The following is a 16,219-nucleotide window of genomic DNA, read 5'->3' as shown; positions in this document are numbered from 1 at the left end:
TCAAATTTTCTCTGAAGTTGTTTTTTTAACATCGTCAGTTGCTGTAATATCTTTGGCCAATTCGGATGCTTTGTTTTTAGGATCGTTGGCAGGGATTCCTGAATTGTTTTCGTTCATCGTTATAGGCTTTAAATTTTGCATTAAGTTAATGATTTTGAGGTGCTTATTTTGTTTTCAGGAGTCGTTTTTCAATAAGCAATCTTTAAAAAAGACTTTAATCCTCTCATTTGTCAGATGCGGATTCTATTTTTGAAGCAGATGGAAGAGTTAAAAGCGTATACTAAAAGCCAGCTTGCTTTACGCAATGGACACGATAGGCCTGAAATATGGGTTGCTTTTGAAGGGCTAATTTACAATGTAAGTCATAGCCGATTGTGGAGAAATGGGAAGCATTATGAGCATTGGGCAGGGCAAGATTTAACAGATGAACTGAAAGATGCCCCGCACAATGATCATGTTTTTGAGAAATTTGAAGTTGTTGGTACCTTGAAATGATTATTGGCGATCCTCTAGTTGTTCAATCTCTTTTTTTAGTTTTTCCATTTTAAGCTGGGTAAGCTCAGTTTGAGTTTTTAGATACTTAATTACGTAATAGAATAATGCTACTGTTACGCAAAGAGAAAGGAAGGCAATTGCTGTTGAAAATACTGCGTCCATATTTGATTTTTAAACGCTCAAATTTATAAATATTTTAAACTATCAATAGATAAAAAAACTGGCCTATATTTATTTAGAAGCCAGTTTTTTATTTTATAAGAGAAACGCTTAAAACTGAACCAGTTTTGAAAATGCTGCAACTCGTTCCTCTATTTCTTTTGGAGTTAGATTCTTAATGCGCTCGGTTCCGAATTTTTCAACGCAGAAGGATGCCATTGCCGAACCATGAATCACCGCTCGTTTCATATTCTCAAATGTAATTTCGCCTTTGCTGGCCATATACCCTATAAATCCGCCTGCAAAAGTATCACCGGCACCTGTTGGGTCGAAAACGTCTTCTAAGGGAAGGGCAGGAGCTGAGAAGATTTGTTCCTTACCAAACAATAAAGCACCGTGTTCTCCTTTTTTAATCACCAGGTATTTTGGTCCCATGTTTTGAATCGCACGCGCTGCCTTAATCAATGAATATTCGCCCGAAAGCTGACGCGCCTCTTCATCATTAATGGTAAGTACATCCACTAATTTTAAGGTTTCTTTTAAGTCGTCCATGGCAATGTCCATCCAAAAGTTCATGGTGTCCATTACAATTAGCTTAGGGCGCTTTGTAAGGCGTTTAATAACCGTTTGTTGGATTTGAGGAGTAAGGTTGCCTAACATCAGGAATTCGCAGTCCTGATAGCTCGCAGGAATAACCGGGTCGAAATCGGCAAGTACGTTTAGTTCGGTCACTAAAGTGTCACGACTATTCATGTCGTTATGGTATTTGCCCGACCAAAAAAATGATTTTTCACCATTTCGAATCTGCAAACCATCGGTATTGATGCCGTGATTATTTAAATCTTTAATTTCTTCTCCAGGAAAATCATCTCCAACAACGGCAACCAAATTTACATTTGAAGTGAAATAAGAAGCCGACAAACAAACGTAAGTGGCTGCACCTCCGACAATTCTGTCGGTTTTACCAAAAGGGGTTTCGATGGCATCAAAAGCCACCGTTCCAACTGCCAATAAGCTCATGCAATTTTTTTTAAATTTTTTCTTCGCAAATATTGCATATTTAATTCTAAATCCCGAATATTGCACTCCCAAAACGATACAACGGTATCGGAAATTGAAAAGGGAAATAGTTTAAACGAGTTACATTTAAGCTGTTTTTAATTGAAGAAATGAAAAGCCTTTCAAAAGGTATAACACTCCTAAGTAGCTCAGCTGGTTAGAGCATCTGACTGTTAATCAGAGGGTCCCTGGTTCGAGCCCAGGCTTGGGAGCGATACTGCAAAGATTAATTCTGGTGCAGTACAAAAAGGGACGACTCCCACTTCTCAATTAAATTCCTAAGTAGCTCAGCTGGTTAGAGCATCTGACTGTTAATCAGAGGGTCCCTGGTTCGAGCCCAGGCTTGGGAGCAAAAGTCCTGTCGAGTAATCGACGGGATTTTTTGTTTTATAGTCTTATCGTAATAGCCTACTCTTGTCCTTAGGTTCATTCTAATTCTCTAATTCTCTAATTCTCTAAGTATCATTAAGGATCTGGAATATTGTTTATGATTTGATTTTCAGTTATTTATGGCAATATTTTTGGGGTAAAAGTGTCACCCTTTAATCGATCGTTATGAGAAACTGGAAGAGCATCTTTTTTATCCTATTCAGTATATTTTTTGCCGGATTTATTAGTGATCATCATCAAATAGGATTCTCTAATTATTTTACTGTTTCAAAAGATTCTGTTGAAAAAAAGGTCTGTTTTAAGATCATTGGTATGCCTTTTAATCGGGCAGAGGGGAACGATATTCACAAATTATTATCAAAACAACCTGGAGTAATTCAATGTGCAGTTACTTTTGAAGTAGCAACAGCAAGGCTTGTAATTGATACGCGAAAAACGGATAGTTTTAAGCTGGCTGAAGTCATTGAAGGGTATAAGGCTGATCGAGGCTTCCCCCGGTATCATGCCGTGGAAATAGAAGACCAATAACCGGATAGGTGGGAGGTTGGGAGGAAAATTGAAAAACAAAATGCGATGACTTTGATTAGGTAGTTAACGTCTTAAATTGAAGACCAGGACTTTAATTTTAGCATTATCCAATTTGTTAGTTTCTTATGTGTTTGATAGCTAGTGATTTGCAATGTTAAGGCGTTTTTTGTGAAAATGTTTTTTACTTTTACAGGCTCATTAAATCGGAATCAAGATTTATTGGACTATAAAAAACTAATTAAACACGAATGAAACCAACTTTTGATTTCGAAAAGCCAATCTTAATATTGATGGAAGAGCTTGAAAAAGTTCAGCAAGCGCAAGAAAAAACTAAGGTTGACTTTTCGGCAACTATTAAAGAAATAGAAACCAAAATAGAACAGACCCAAAAAGATATATACAGCAACCTTACCGGCTGGCAAAAGGTGCAGATGTCTCGTCATCCTGAGCGTCCTCAAACATTCGATTATATCTCAATGATGTGTGAGGATTTTATCGAATTGCATGGTGATCGCACTGTAAAGGATGATAAGGCTATTGTGGGAGGATTTGCTACTATTGACGGGCAACCAGTAATGGTAATTGGGCATCAAAAGGGTAAAAATACCAAAGAACGCCAGTTTCATAATTTTGGGATGGCAAATCCTGAAGGGTATAGAAAAGCGCTTCGTTTGATGAAACTGGCCGAAAAATTCAACGTGCCTGTAATTTCGTTAATCGATACTATGGGGGCTTTCCCTGGTCTGGAGGCTGAAGAGCGTGGACAAGGAGAGGCAATTGCCCGTAATTTGCTCGAAATGTCAATATTAAAAGTGCCTATCTTGTGCTTCATTGTTGGAGAAGGTGCTTCTGGTGGTGCATTAGGAATTGGTATTGGAGATAAAGTGTACATGTTGGAATATTCATGGTATTCAGTAATATCTCCTGAATCATGTTCTTCTATTTTATGGAGAAGCTGGGATTTCAAAGAGAAAGCAGCCGATGCCTTGAAACTCACCGCACAAGATATGTTTGCTAACAAATTAATTGATGGCGTTATTACAGAACCATTTGGAGGGGCTCATAATAACCCTGAAGAAATTGCCATGACAGTGAAAGCAAAAATTATAGCAGATCTTGCAGAACTAAAAAATAAAAAGGTAGATACATTGATCAACGAGCGTATTAATAAATTCTCGGCAATGGGAGTTGTTAACGAAGAATAATCTTAATTTTAGAAAATAATTCTAAAAAACAAACGAGCCGTTCTGATTCAGAACGGCTCGTTTGTTTTTTAGTCGGGCTGAAGAGAGTTGATTCTAATTATTTGATAAGGGTTACAATGTCTTATAGCCTTTGGGTTAAAAATGGGTGCATTAAGGGCGCACATTAGAAACGAAATGAGTTAATCAGTAAATGCTTTAAAATGCATTGACGTTACATAGATACTAAGAAAAAGAGCTACCTCAAACCGAGGTAGCTCTTTTTCTTAATCAACTAATTGCTATTTTTTTTCGGCATTAAGTAGTTTATCTCCTTTGGATATACTTCCTTTTTGTACTCTTTGTAGTTCCTCTATGTTTTTATCTTTTTCACATGAGGTAATCGATAAGGTGGTAAAAGCTAGGGTCAGAACTAATGCGATTTTGAATTTGGGTAAAATGGTATGCATATTATAAGATTAAGAATTAATTGTGGCGCGAAAATAGGAGTTGGATCCTGTGGTCTAGTGGCCATTTAGGTAACAAATTTGGTGTTCATTAGGTAACAATTTTAGTGCTCTGAGGTAATGAGTTGAAGGAAAGTTGTTTGAAAAATAAAAATCCCTCTCGTTTTAATACGAGAGGGATTTTTTAATAGCGAGTTGAGATGATTACTATTGCTGCACAGAGCCAAATTTACTCTGCCATGTTTTCAATTCGTCATCTAGTTTTTTGTTAAGACCGGCTTGTCCGTTCTTTTGTGCAATACCGCTGAGTTCATTGATTAGGCCCATTCCGAACTGAATTTCTTCAGAAAAACGACGCAAGCCACTTGTGCCCATTGAGTGATAATAATTTAATTGATCTGCAACAAAGTCATTCAATTTAAGAGCTTGCTTAGTTCCTTTGTCATATTTTTTACAATTAAAGTAGAGTTCGGCAGCCAGCAAGTCAGGAACAAGGTTATAACCTACTTGGTTGTTGATAAACGGAATCTCAGCATTCATACGATCCAGTACTTTTACACATGAATCAAGTTTGCCTTCGTTGAAGCAAGCTTGTGCTAAAATTAAATATGTGCTACGTGCAGTGGTAGTCATACGTGAACTTTCAGGATCAACATAAATAAACGGTTTATTATAGTTATCCCATTTGAAGCGATTCATTACATTGTTGTACATAATAGCAGTATTGATGCTTCCTTCACGTCCTAATATCCCAGCTGTTGAATCTTTTTTCATCGGCACTAAACGGTATGCAAAGCCTTCATTCTGGAAGTAATCTTGTAATCCGTAGTAGTTACGATCAGGTACGGTGATTGCAAAACAGATTGGGCGTTTCCAGTTGTTGTGAGCAATAATATCCAGTGCTAATAAATCATTTTTGTATAAGCCGTTCGATGGTAAAGTCCAATCAATTTCGTTTACAATTTTGCCGGTATATTTAGGGGCAACCACGCCGTATTTTATCACATCGTCTTTATTGACAGTAAGTTTAAGGTTTTTAGTAGGCAAGTAGTTGATCATTTCTCCGCCCTGAGTTTGCGCTTTGGCTTGCTGATCATCGCTTCCAATGAAATCGATAACGTCTTTCAAGTCAGAGTTCCCCGCCATATTTTGGTCAAATAAAGGAACGTAATCACGAATACCTTGCGCGAATTTTTCATTTGCTAATGAAATTGGAACCGGCTCAGAATCGTTCATTTTATTTTTCATCTGACGGCCGTACCAATCTGTTCCTAATAAGCTTAAGTTCACAATCCGAACATCTGTACGAATGCCTTCCACTTCCTGGCAATACCAAAGTGGATAGGTGTCGTTATCGCCATAAGTGAAGATAATTGCATTTTGTGCACAAGAATTTAAATAGTTGGCAGCAAGGTCACGGGTTAAGTAACGTTGAGAGCGATCATGATCGTTCCACTCTTCTTTTGCCATCAAAGCTGGAACCGCAACTAAACAAAGTCCTGTCGCAATACCCGCCGAAGCAAGAACATTCATCTTCTTGGATAAAAGTTCGTATAGCCAAAGTACGCCTAAACCAATCCAAATGGCAAAGGCATAGAACGAACCGGCATAGGCATAATCTCGTTCACGTGGTTGTAACGGCGTTTGATTCAGATAAAGCACAATCGCTAAACCTGTCATGAAGAATAATAAAAATACTACTGAAAGGTCTTTGAAATTACGACGATATTGGAACACAAAACCAATTAATCCAAGAATTAACGGTAAGAAGTATAGTCGGTTATACGCTTTATTTTCGGTGATGCTTTTTGGTAAGCTGTCTTGATTTCCTAAACGGATAGCATCAAGCGGTTTAATGCCGCTAATCCAGTTACCTTCATGCACGCTGCCTTGTCCTTGCACATCATTCTGACGACCCGCAAAATTCCACATGAAATAACGGAAATACATGTAGTTAACCTGATAGCCTAAGAAGAATTTAATGTTATCTGCAAAATTAGGCGCGCCGGTTAACCCTAACCATTGACGGTAAAATTGTTGATGACTTTGATCATCGCTGAAAAGTCGAGGGAAAATTGTGCTTCTTGATTTTTCGTAAATAGGAACCGGTCTGCGTCCAACTTCTTCGTATTTAGTTGCTCCTTTACGGTATTGCATAGCGCCTTCTTCCTGTGACTCTACTTTGGCATCAAAGTAAGGCCCGAACAATAATGGACGGTCGCCATACTGCTCACGATTCAGATAGCTTAAGAAAGAGTAGGCATTTGAAGGGTCGTTATTGTTAAGGTTAGGGTTGGCTTTTGCACGAATTACTACCATTGCAAATGAGCTGTAACCGATAATAATAAAGGTTAGGCAAAGCATTGCCATATTCAGTAGTTCATGCTGTTTTTTGATCGAATAGTAAATGCCGTAAACTAAACCGGAGATCAGAAGTAACAAAAAGAAGATTACGCCACTTCCGAAAGTCATGCCAAAACTGTTTACAAATATTTTGTCAAACCATGCAGAAAGGGAAACAATACCAGGGATTACACCATACATTACAAAGACTAAAATGATGCAGGATATTATAAATGTAATGATTGCGCCTTTGGTAGTTGGTGTGTTCTTTTTGAAATAATAGACGAAAGCAATTGCAGGAATGGCCAATAAGTTTAATAAGTGAACGCCAATTGACAAGCCCATCATATAGGCGATGAATACTAACCAGCGATCGGCATGCTTATCATTCGCTTCGTTTTCCCATTTTAAAATTGCCCAGAAAACAATAGCAGTGCAAAGTGATGACATTGCATATACTTCTGACTCTACAGCTGAGAACCAAAACGTATCAGAAAATGTATAAGCCAATGCACCAACCATGCCAGCACCCATAATGGCTACTGTATTTGCTAATGTTATCACGGAACCTTCTTTTACAATTAATTTCTTTGCCAGGTGAGTGATGGTCCAGAAAAGAAACATGATAGTAGCACCGCTTGATAGGGCAGAGCCGAAGTTAGTCCACCAAGCTACCTGGCTAGGGGCACTAGCAAACGTGGAGAGTACTCTATAAATCATAAGAAATAAAGGAGCTCCTGGTTGATGAACTACTTGTAGTTTATAAGCCGCGGAAATAAACTCACCGCAGTCCCAGAAACTTCCGGTGGGTTCGAGTGTTAAAGTGTAAGTAATTGTTGCAATAAGAAATGCAAGCCATCCGAAGATGACGTTTGAACGGGTATAATTTGTCATAAAGCCTTATTTGACTATTGTTTTTCTATTGTATTATCAAACCGCCGAAGTTAAAAATTATTTTGTGCTCTTATAAAAAATAAATGTGCCGACATAAATTATCATGGCGACATATTTGACTTAATCCATTGCTTCCAGTTTTATCCTGAAAATTTCCATTCCATTTCTGTCTTTTTACTTGGCTCGTACTATTGCTTTGTCTTTCATTCTTTGAATTCTGTTGTCTAGCGAGTGCAATTAGTAGAACTCTTCCTGAAAATGAGCCTGGCTTAGAAAAAAAACATTTAAAATCGGTTTGCTTAAAACATTGATTATCTGAATAAAATGGTGATGGTTATAGTCTTGAAAGTAGGGTGATGGAAAATTATCATTAAAAAATATTTTTTTATTTCAATCTTGATCCTATCTTTGCGGCCGATTGCAACGGCAATTGGTTATCGGGTTCTACTCGCTAATAGTTTGAAATCAGAAACAAAAAATAAAAAAAATATTTTTTTGGATATTAAATTTTTGTTTCTACTTTTGCAATCCCAAAACAACGACAACAGTTGTGATTGCCCGATAGTATAACGGTAGTACGACGGTTTTTGGTACCGTTTGTCTAGGTTCGAATCCTGGTCGGGCAACTCAAACAAATGCGAAATACGGCATCAGTAATTACGATTTCGTACTTTCGCATTTTTTATTTATAAAGATGCCATCACGTTTTAACCCTGTTAAATTATTTGCAGGTTCAGCTTCAAGCTCCCTAGCAGATAAAATTGCTCAAGTTAGCGCACGTCAACTTGGTGATATTTCATTAGCGCGCTTCAGCGACGGCGAGTTTCAGCCGATTTTTAATGAGTCTATTCGTGGTTGTGATATTTTCCTTATCCAATCGACCTACTCTCCATCCGATAACTTAATGGAACTGTTATTAATGGTTGATGCCGCAAAACGTGCATCAGCTCATTACATTACTGCAGTAATCCCTTATTTCGGTTTGGCGCGTCAGGATCGTAAGGATAAACCTCGTGTGGCGATTGGCGCTAAATTGGTTGCTAATTTATTAGCGGCAGCCGGCGTTCATCGTATCATGACCATGGACTTGCATGCTGCTCAGATTCAAGGTTTCTTCGATATTCCGGTTGATCACCTGGATGCCTCTGTAATCATGGTGCCTTATATTAAGTCGTTAAAGTTGCCAAACCTTACCATTGCTTCACCTGATATGGGTGGTACAGCGCGTGCGCGTACCTTTGCAAAAGCATTGAATGCTGAAGTGGTAATTTGTGATAAACAACGTAAACGTGCCAATGAAATCGAATCAATGTCGGTAATTGGTGATGTAAAGGGTCAGGATATTGTTTTAGTAGATGATATTTGTGATACTGCCGGAACTTTAACTAAAGCAGCAGCTTTGTTAATAGAGAAAGGCGCAAATAGCGTGCGTGCAGTATGTACACATGGTGTGCTTTCCGGTAAAGCATTCGAAAATATTGAGAATTCAGTGTTGGAAGAATTGATCATTTGTGATACAATTCCATTGAAACAGCCAAGCAATAAAATTAAGGTGCTTTCAGCGGCTGAATTATTCTCAAAAGCGATTGTAAACGTTTATGAGCACGGATCAATCAGTGATTTGTTTAGAATCAATGATTCCATCCAAACAAAAGTGAAATTTTAACCAAGCTTTTTAATTTTAAATAAATATAAAATATGAAATCTATTGCTATTAGCGGTTCGAAAAGAGCGAACGTAGGGAAACGTGATGCTAAGGAGTTACGTTACGAAGGTAACGTACCAGCTGTATTATACGGTGGTAAAGAGCAAACTCACTTTTTAGTGTCTGCAGCAGATTTGAAACCTTTGATTTATACTGCAGAAGCAATGTTCGTTGAGTTGGACATTGACGGTGTTAAGAAAAGAGCGATCGTAAAAGATACTCAATTTCACCCAGTTACCGATCTTTTGTTACATGTCGACTTCCTTGAATTATTTGAGGATAAATTAGTTGCTATGGAATTGCCTATTAAATTAGTAGGTACTTCTCCAGGTGTACGTATTGGTGGTAAATTAAACCAAAAATACCGTAAGCTTAAAGTTAAAGGGTTACCTAAAGACTTTATTGATGCTATCGAGATTAACATTGAAAAATTAGAGTTGGGTAAAAACATCCGTGTGGGTGAAATTTCACTTCCTAATTTGGAAATTTTGAATGCTAAAGTTGATACTGTAGTTTCAGTTCTTGCTTCACGTGCTACACGTCAGGCTGATAGTGAAGCAGCTGCAGCAGCAAAAGGTAAAAAATAATTTATCTTTTAAATGAAATTAAAGCAGCCCGTACAGGCTGCTTTTTTTATGCCTTTTTTAATATAAAAATCAGATTATTACAGTAATTATTAATCCTAAAGTAGACTAATGAAATATTTAATAGTCGGACTTGGAAATATTGGTCCTGAATATGTTGATACACGTCACAATATTGGCTTTATGGTGATCGACCAAATGGCGAAGGAAGAAAATGTGAAGTTTATCACGGAACGTCACGCCTATTATACAGAAGTAAATTATAAAGGAAGAACTCTACATTTGATAAAGCCAACCACCTATATGAATTTAAGTGGAAAGGCCATTAATTATTGGATGCAGACGTTGAAAATTCCAATTGAAAATGTATTGGTTGTTGTTGATGAGCTGGCTTTACCATTTGGGAGAATTCAATTAAAACCCAAAGGAGGAAGTGCTGGTCATAATGGGTTAAAGAATATTGAAACCATGTTAGGGTCTCAAAGTTATGCCCGTATTCGATTCGGTATTGGCGATAATTTTCCAAGAGGGCGTCAGGTTGATTATGTACTTAGCGGTTTTGATCAAGTGGAAATTCCTGAACTTCCTTTATTAATCGATAAAAGTATAGAAATGATAAAGGCCTTTTCAACGGTAGGGCTGGAATTGGCCATGACCAGGTTGAATAAATAGGTGATAACATAAAACACAAGGGCAAAATTCGTATCGAATTTTGCCCTTGTGTTTTATGAGAAATTAGTCAGTTTCTTAAAAAGTGTTGACTCCGTTTTGTCCAGAATATTGCAACCTTAACTAATCTGACGGTTCTAGCATGAAAATGTCTTCGATTTGCAATCCTAGTGTCTTGGCTAATTTCAGTGAAAGGACAACTGAAGGAACATATCTATTGATCTCTATTGAAATAATAGTTTGACGAGACACATTTACCATTTCTGCTAATTGAACTTGGGTAAGTTGCCTTTTAAGTCGTTCTTCTTTAAGAATATTCTTCATTGCTTTAACTTAACATGAAGGACATAATTAAATCTGCCAATAAAAGTGAGCCAGAAAAGAAAGACCATGACAATAAAGAAAAGCATGAGGATAGCTTCGTGTCCTTTTTGTGATTCACCAAACAAAATAAAAAATATAAAACCAACAATGATAAAAATAATTTGTATTTGGGCTGCAAACTGAAAACTTTCTAGCCTTGTTCTTTGAACCATTTCGTCCTCCTGTTTCTCTTTAGAAAAGGATAGTAAATATACTCCACCAAGAAAGGAGAAAAATGAAATGATTGCTATTATAACATTTGCATAATGGTATGGCGAATTTTGCCCTCCAGCACTTTCTCCAAAAACAAAGGTCAATACCTTGGTGACAATCCCTTTCTGCATACAAACCCAGAGAAAAAAGCCTAGTGGTGCGATGATCGTACCAACTTTTTTGAAACGATGTGATAATAAATTTTCCATAAAAGTGTAATTTTTTAAACACTAATGTAAAGTATACTTTACGTAAAAACAACTGGATTTTCTGGTAAAGCATCTTTTGAAGATTTATCAGGTTCTTCGAAGCGGTAAATAACCAAAGTGATTTTATGCCTTATCTCACCACTGTGATTGAGCCTGTTCGATTTTTTCTTCCATTGTTTGGATTAATAACATAATAATAAACGCCAACAGGTATTTCTATGCCTTTATAGGTGCCATCCCAGGGAGTAGAGTATTTTTTTGCTGAAAAAACAAGCTGTCCATATCTGTTGAATACTAGAATATCTGCATTTTCCCATGTTTCAAGGTAATCTATTTCCCATTTATCATTAATACCATCTCCGTTAGGAGAAAATGCATTGGGTATAACCGGATTTTCCTTAACATAAACAGTAACGTCATCCGTTGCAATACAGCCTGAACCTGAATAAACAGTTACCCTATATTTGGTCTCCTTTTCTGGAAATGCAACTGGATTGGGAATGGTGTCATTACTAAGTCCTGTAGAAGGGGTCCATTTGTACCTGATGTTCATACTTGGTGAAATTGCATTCAGTTGAACCTCTCCTCCTTTTAATACGGTTACATCGTTGCCGGCATCAACTTCTGGGTTGGGGTAAATGGTAAAAGTTTGACTTTTTTCTGCGCTGCATCCATCATTGGTTGTAAATGAATATGTAATTGTATGTGAGCCTAAACCTGCAACCTTGGGATCAAATAAACCATTGGCTGAAACTCCAGGGCCAGAATAGCTAGAACTTCCCGCAAATCCATAAATTTCTTTTGCATTTAGCATAAATGGAGCATCATTAATACACATATTCTTTATCGGGTTAAACTCAATTCCAGGTATTCCTTTTATCGTAATCTGATGGATTTTATCGGAAAAACAAAGGGTCCCGGAAAAAGCTCTTAAGCGTATATCAATTGCTTTTGGTGTTAAATTATGTGTTTCAGGATACTTGAAGGTGTATTTTCTATCCGTTACCAAATCTGGTTTAAGCTCTACCAATTTATAAGCGCTATTGCCCTGGTGATCAGTTTCATCAAAATACCATTCCAGCCGCACAACTTTACCCGGACTAACGGTCGACTTATCTTCAAATGTAACTTCCATTCCAGAACACGTTGAGCTGGTGTTTGAAGCAAATTCGGAAACCGGGCTTAATCCGTTTACTATAAATTTCTTTTCTGCACTGCTAACACAGCCCTTATTTGAAGTAACGGTTAATGTAACCGTAAACTCTCCTTCACGTGGATATAAATGCGTTGCATCTCTGGTCGTTGCTGTGTTTCTGGCTCCTGATGCAGGGTCGCCAAAATTCCACAGATAGCTTAAATTAGCATCCGATCCATCTGTGATGGATGTTATATTCTTGAAATCTGCAGCAGCATCAGTAATACAAATATCAGGTGTAATAAAATCAGCAACAGGTACAGCGTTCACCGTTACCTCATTAGTCAGCTTGTTTACACAACCTAAATCGGTTTCCGTAGTCAAGGTCACATTATACTTTCCTGTTTTGGTAAAAATATGCGATGGGTTTTGCAGGTTGGAAAAATTAGAGGTTGAAAGTGAATCACCAAAATTCCATGCCCATTTTGTAATAACACCCTCGGCAGTGAATGATTTATCAATGAATTTTATTTCCTGGCTTTCGCAATCAGGCTGAGATACTTGCATTTGCACCACCGGTAGTTCTTTAATGTGTACAGTTTTAACATATTGAGTTGCTGAGGCGCAACCGGTTTCGGCTTCTACACTTAATTTAACCTGAAAATCACCGCCGGAAGTAAACGTGTGGGTAAATGGATCTGCATTCAACCGTACTTCAGGTTGGGTTCCATCACCAAAATCCCAGATCCACTTTTTTATAGCTTTGCCATTGCCTGAACTTTTGTCTGTAAAACTAATTGCGGCATCCTTACACTGAGGATTCATCACTTCGAAAGATGCTACCGGTAACGCAAACACTTCATAGTTCAATTCAATTACCTCATCAGCAGTGCAAGCTATTGGTGCAGGGTTGACCACCATTGCCTTGATGACATAAGTGCCGGCCTGATTATAACTTATATTTGAACTTACGTAACTGTACTTATATAGCGTTTCTCCGTTTACCGTTTGTACAATGAAATGAGCATCCGGATTGGGATCTGTAACGATTGTTCCATTACCTAAATCCCATTTCAAGCTGGTTGTTTTATAAGGCAAAGTTACAAACAAGTTAAATGGGGTATTCACGCATCCTCCTGTTAAAGGTTCTTTCGTAACCACATTTTCAGGCTCTATAAATTTGCTTAAATTTTTTAGATCAGAACCGGCAAGATAACCGTATGATTCGACATTCCCATAGCCATAAGCAATGGCTACAAACCCAACCTCGGCTTTAATTCTATGTGTTGGATTAATGTTGGAAGATTGCGAGACATCAACAACTATATAGCTATACTCATTATTGATTGGTATAAACTTGTTTACTGCAAAACTTGCTCCTGCTGGATTTGATCCAAAACTTGCGCCATCTACTGTTAGCGTAGAGGCCCCACTGGTTTTAATAATAATATTGATATAGTGGCTGGTGATATTTGTCGGGGCGCTGGGTGTAGAAATAGCAGAATATACCGTTACATCTTTCAAGGTTTGTTCTATCGGATTAAGAATTGTCATTTCCGGATCTCCAGGGTAGAGTACATTGGTCCTGTTGTTGGGGTTACAATTCTGAGATGTTTGAAACTGTGTCACACTTATGGGCTTATCCGCCTGAATGATGGCGCTGCTTTGGCTTTTAAACGTAATGATGCTTCCTTTGGCATAAGGATTATTCAGCATATCGCCGTTAGCCGAAGTAGTAGATCCATTAACATTAATAGTTGTATTATCCTCCGCCACCTGAATACGGTAAATATCCCAGCTTCCATGTAAAGTGTTGTAAAATGGTGCCGCTACAAAGTTTTTTCCCCAGGCAGAAACCGGCAACAGCTGCTGGTAAAGGTTGTCTTGGCCCGATGGATTGTTGGGATTTACAGTATTTCCGTCTTCGCAAAATCCATTTTTTGAACTTCCTGAAAATACCGAGAACGGCTTACATCCATTTACGGTCCGAAAGCGCGATCCCGACAGATCAAACTGCGACTGATACTGGTAAACATCACCAGCATTCAGGGTTATTGTAAAAGGGAGGTTGGCCTTGTGTGATGAATTTCCCCGGCTGTCTTGTGTAGGTGTTACTTCGATTTCTGTTCCATCTTCTACTCCAACAATTGTAAACTGAGAAGATCTGAGTTCAGCCTTTGTATCCGGAAGCTGCACATAGGAAATAGCATAATAGTTATTCCCAAGGGTATTGGTGGGATATACCAAACAGGCTGCCGAACGGGCCGCATAGGAAATGTGCGAATAAACAATCGCAGGTTTATCCGATGTTACATGTATCGCTTTTCCTATATCTATTCCATCCGATGTACCCACATACACATTATATATCTTGGGGTTGATAACAATGGCTTTTGCTTCATTCGGTTGAATGCTTACCAAGGAATCTAAACCGATAGCCCGGATTCGAACATTGGCAGCATATTCAGAAGTAATAAATAAAGTTAAACGCGAGTTGGTATTATCGATATGCCCGGCATATGGAACCCAGAAATCCGTTCCCTTATTGGATGTACCCTGAGCATTGCTTTTTAGGGTAAACGTGAAAGTAATAAAAAATAGCAATGCAAGCCTATAAGGCCAGATTCTTTCTCTCATATTTTAGGTCTAAACTGAATTGAACCGAGTGGTCAGAAATATTTCTAAAAGTAGAAAATAAATAATCAATGTATAAGGGACTTACCTGTTTTACCGTGGAAAAATAATGCATACTGATATATGAGTTTTGCTCTGTTTTTATTTGGTGTAACTATTTATTAGGATGTTTAAACATATAATGTATTTTTATTCTATAGACAACTTTTGAGGTTTGGTGTACGTAACCTAAATATGCCCATTAAAAGCAATAAAGCATTTTACTGATAAACCATATAGTATGCAATTCTTTAAGAAAAGAAGTATTCGATTAATTTTTTTTGTTTGCTTTACAACTTGTGTAGCGAAGGCTCAGGATGATCCGATGAAGATGCTTGAGAAAACAGACTCAACAACAAAGAACGAGTTGGTTGCTGCAACCTTTAAGGGAACCCGTATTATTAATTTTAATTCAGTTGAAACGAGCGGCCCCCGTACATTGGAATTTCAAATTCAACACCGTTTTGGAGCATTTAACAGTGGGGGATATAATTTTTTCGGGTTTGATGAAGGTGCTTCTATACGTTTTGGATTTTTATACAGTTATAACGGACGATTAGAGTTTGGATTAGGAAGAAGTTCAATCGATAAGCAATATGATGGTTCTGTAAAATATCGGTTACTTCATCAAACAACAGATAACCATATGCCTCTGAGTGTAACTTTACTAGGCTATACCTATTATACCACACTTAGAGATCCGAATAAGGCTATTAATGGATTTGATATTTACGCCAAAACCAGTAGTAGATTTTCATATTCGGCACAAGCCATTATTGCTCGAAAATTTACGGATAATTTTTCCTTGCAGTTAACGCCGGTATTTATCCACTCTAATTTGGTTCTGAATCCGAACGACAAGAATGATGTTTTTGCATTAGAAACGGCTGGTCGCTATAAGTTCACCAAGCGGATGGCCTTAATAGCTGAGTACGGTTTCCCTTTGAACGATTATTCAACAGATACCTATTACAATAGCTTTGGTTTAGGCTTGGAAATTGAAACCGGCGGTCATGTTTTTCAAATCACATTTACCAATTCACTAGGAATGACTGAAAATCAGTTCATACCTTTCACAGTTAATAAGTGGAGCGACGGTGGAATTCGCTTAGGGTTTAACATCTCGAGAGTATTTACTCTTTAAATTAATTA

14 protein-coding genes and 3 tRNA genes are annotated in these 16,219 nt (G+C 37.7%); 10 read left to right on the top strand and 7 right to left on the bottom strand.

Features of this window, described 5'->3' with window-relative positions; genetic code table 11:
• Entirely contained in the window at positions 1–141 is a 141-nt protein-coding gene (locus FN756_RS14375) for a hypothetical protein (RefSeq protein ID WP_185955143.1), read from the bottom strand.
• A gap of 117 nt (positions 142–258) precedes the next feature.
• Between FN756_RS14375 and FN756_RS01060 the strand changes: the two genes are divergently transcribed.
• The gene (locus FN756_RS01060) at positions 259–495 is read left to right on the top strand and encodes a cytochrome b5 domain-containing protein (protein WP_142600723.1); all 237 of its coding nucleotides are present in this window, start codon (positions 259–261) and stop codon (positions 493–495) included.
• Here the strand turns inward: FN756_RS01060 and FN756_RS14370 are convergent, their stop codons facing one another.
• Together FN756_RS14370 and FN756_RS01055 are read right to left on the bottom strand one after the other, a co-directional pair.
• Positions 496–657: a hypothetical protein gene (locus FN756_RS14370; protein WP_185955142.1), complete on the bottom strand. Its 162-nt coding sequence runs from the start codon at positions 655–657 to the stop codon at positions 496–498.
• 108 nt (positions 658–765) lie between these two features.
• Entirely contained in the window at positions 766–1,674 is a 909-nt protein-coding gene (locus tag FN756_RS01055; protein ID WP_142600721.1) for a PfkB family carbohydrate kinase, read from the bottom strand.
• Between the two features lie 177 nt (positions 1,675–1,851).
• Between FN756_RS01055 and FN756_RS01050 the strand changes: the two genes are divergently transcribed.
• The 4 genes from FN756_RS01050 to FN756_RS01035 all read left to right on the top strand — a co-directional run bounded on the left by FN756_RS01050 (position 1,852) and on the right by FN756_RS01035 (position 3,836).
• Positions 1,852–1,925 (top strand) — tRNA-Asn (locus tag FN756_RS01050).
• Between the two features lie 64 nt (positions 1,926–1,989).
• Positions 1,990–2,063 (top strand) — tRNA-Asn (locus FN756_RS01045).
• 205 nt (positions 2,064–2,268) lie between these two features.
• Positions 2,269–2,631: a hypothetical protein gene (locus tag FN756_RS01040; protein ID WP_142600720.1), complete on the top strand. Its 363-nt coding sequence runs from the start codon at positions 2,269–2,271 to the stop codon at positions 2,629–2,631.
• A 248-nt stretch (positions 2,632–2,879) separates the two neighbouring features.
• Positions 2,880–3,836, top strand: a complete 957-nt coding sequence (locus tag FN756_RS01035) for an acetyl-CoA carboxylase carboxyltransferase subunit alpha (protein ID WP_142600718.1) — start codon at positions 2,880–2,882, stop codon at positions 3,834–3,836.
• 650 nt (positions 3,837–4,486) lie between these two features.
• On the opposite strand, the gene FN756_RS01030 is transcribed toward FN756_RS01035, so the two are convergent.
• On the bottom strand, positions 4,487–7,516 hold the full coding sequence (locus FN756_RS01030; protein ID WP_142600716.1) for a glycosyltransferase family 117 protein: 3,030 nt from the start codon (positions 7,514–7,516) through the stop codon (positions 4,487–4,489).
• A gap of 555 nt (positions 7,517–8,071) precedes the next feature.
• Here FN756_RS01030 and FN756_RS01025 point away from each other — a divergent pair.
• The 4 genes from FN756_RS01025 to pth all read left to right on the top strand — a co-directional run bounded on the left by FN756_RS01025 (position 8,072) and on the right by pth (position 10,477).
• Positions 8,072–8,142: transfer RNA gene (locus tag FN756_RS01025), tRNA-Gln, on the top strand.
• A 68-nt stretch (positions 8,143–8,210) separates the two neighbouring features.
• Entirely contained in the window at positions 8,211–9,182 is a 972-nt protein-coding gene (locus FN756_RS01020; RefSeq protein ID WP_142600714.1) for a ribose-phosphate pyrophosphokinase, read from the top strand.
• A 32-nt stretch (positions 9,183–9,214) separates the two neighbouring features.
• Positions 9,215–9,808: a 50S ribosomal protein L25/general stress protein Ctc gene (locus FN756_RS01015; RefSeq protein ID WP_142600713.1), complete on the top strand. Its 594-nt coding sequence runs from the start codon at positions 9,215–9,217 to the stop codon at positions 9,806–9,808.
• 108 nt (positions 9,809–9,916) lie between these two features.
• Positions 9,917–10,477, top strand: coding sequence for an aminoacyl-tRNA hydrolase (pth, locus tag FN756_RS01010; protein ID WP_142600711.1), 561 nt, complete (start codon positions 9,917–9,919; stop codon positions 10,475–10,477).
• Between the two features lie 120 nt (positions 10,478–10,597).
• Here pth and FN756_RS01005 read toward each other — a convergent pair whose 3' ends face one another.
• The 3 genes from FN756_RS01005 to FN756_RS00995 form a co-directional block, all read right to left on the bottom strand.
• A complete protein-coding gene (locus tag FN756_RS01005; RefSeq protein WP_142600709.1) occupies positions 10,598–10,798 on the bottom strand; it encodes a helix-turn-helix transcriptional regulator in 201 nt (66 codons plus the stop codon).
• Positions 10,795–11,259 (bottom strand): hypothetical protein, encoded by a 465-nt coding sequence (locus FN756_RS01000; protein WP_142600708.1) that lies wholly within the window; start codon positions 11,257–11,259, stop codon positions 10,795–10,797. Before FN756_RS01000 ends, FN756_RS01005 begins: the two co-directional genes overlap by 4 nt.
• 130 nt (positions 11,260–11,389) lie before the next feature.
• Positions 11,390–15,031, bottom strand: coding sequence for a PKD domain-containing protein (locus FN756_RS00995; protein ID WP_142600706.1), 3,642 nt, complete (start codon positions 15,029–15,031; stop codon positions 11,390–11,392).
• Between the two features lie 277 nt (positions 15,032–15,308).
• Here FN756_RS00995 and FN756_RS00990 point away from each other — a divergent pair, with 277 nt between their 5' ends.
• Complete coding sequence (locus tag FN756_RS00990; RefSeq protein ID WP_142600704.1) at positions 15,309–16,211, top strand: DUF5777 family beta-barrel protein; 903 nt, start codon at positions 15,309–15,311, stop codon at positions 16,209–16,211.
• The last annotated feature ends 8 nt before the right edge of the window (positions 16,212–16,219 follow it).

Origin of the sequence: Solitalea koreensis (assembly GCF_900182575.1) — a bacterium.
Taxonomy (GTDB): Bacteria; Bacteroidota; Bacteroidia; order Sphingobacteriales; family Sphingobacteriaceae; genus Solitalea; species Solitalea koreensis.
The sequence above is the reverse complement of the archived record's forward strand: the minus strand, read 5'-3'. Positions and strand labels throughout refer to the sequence as shown.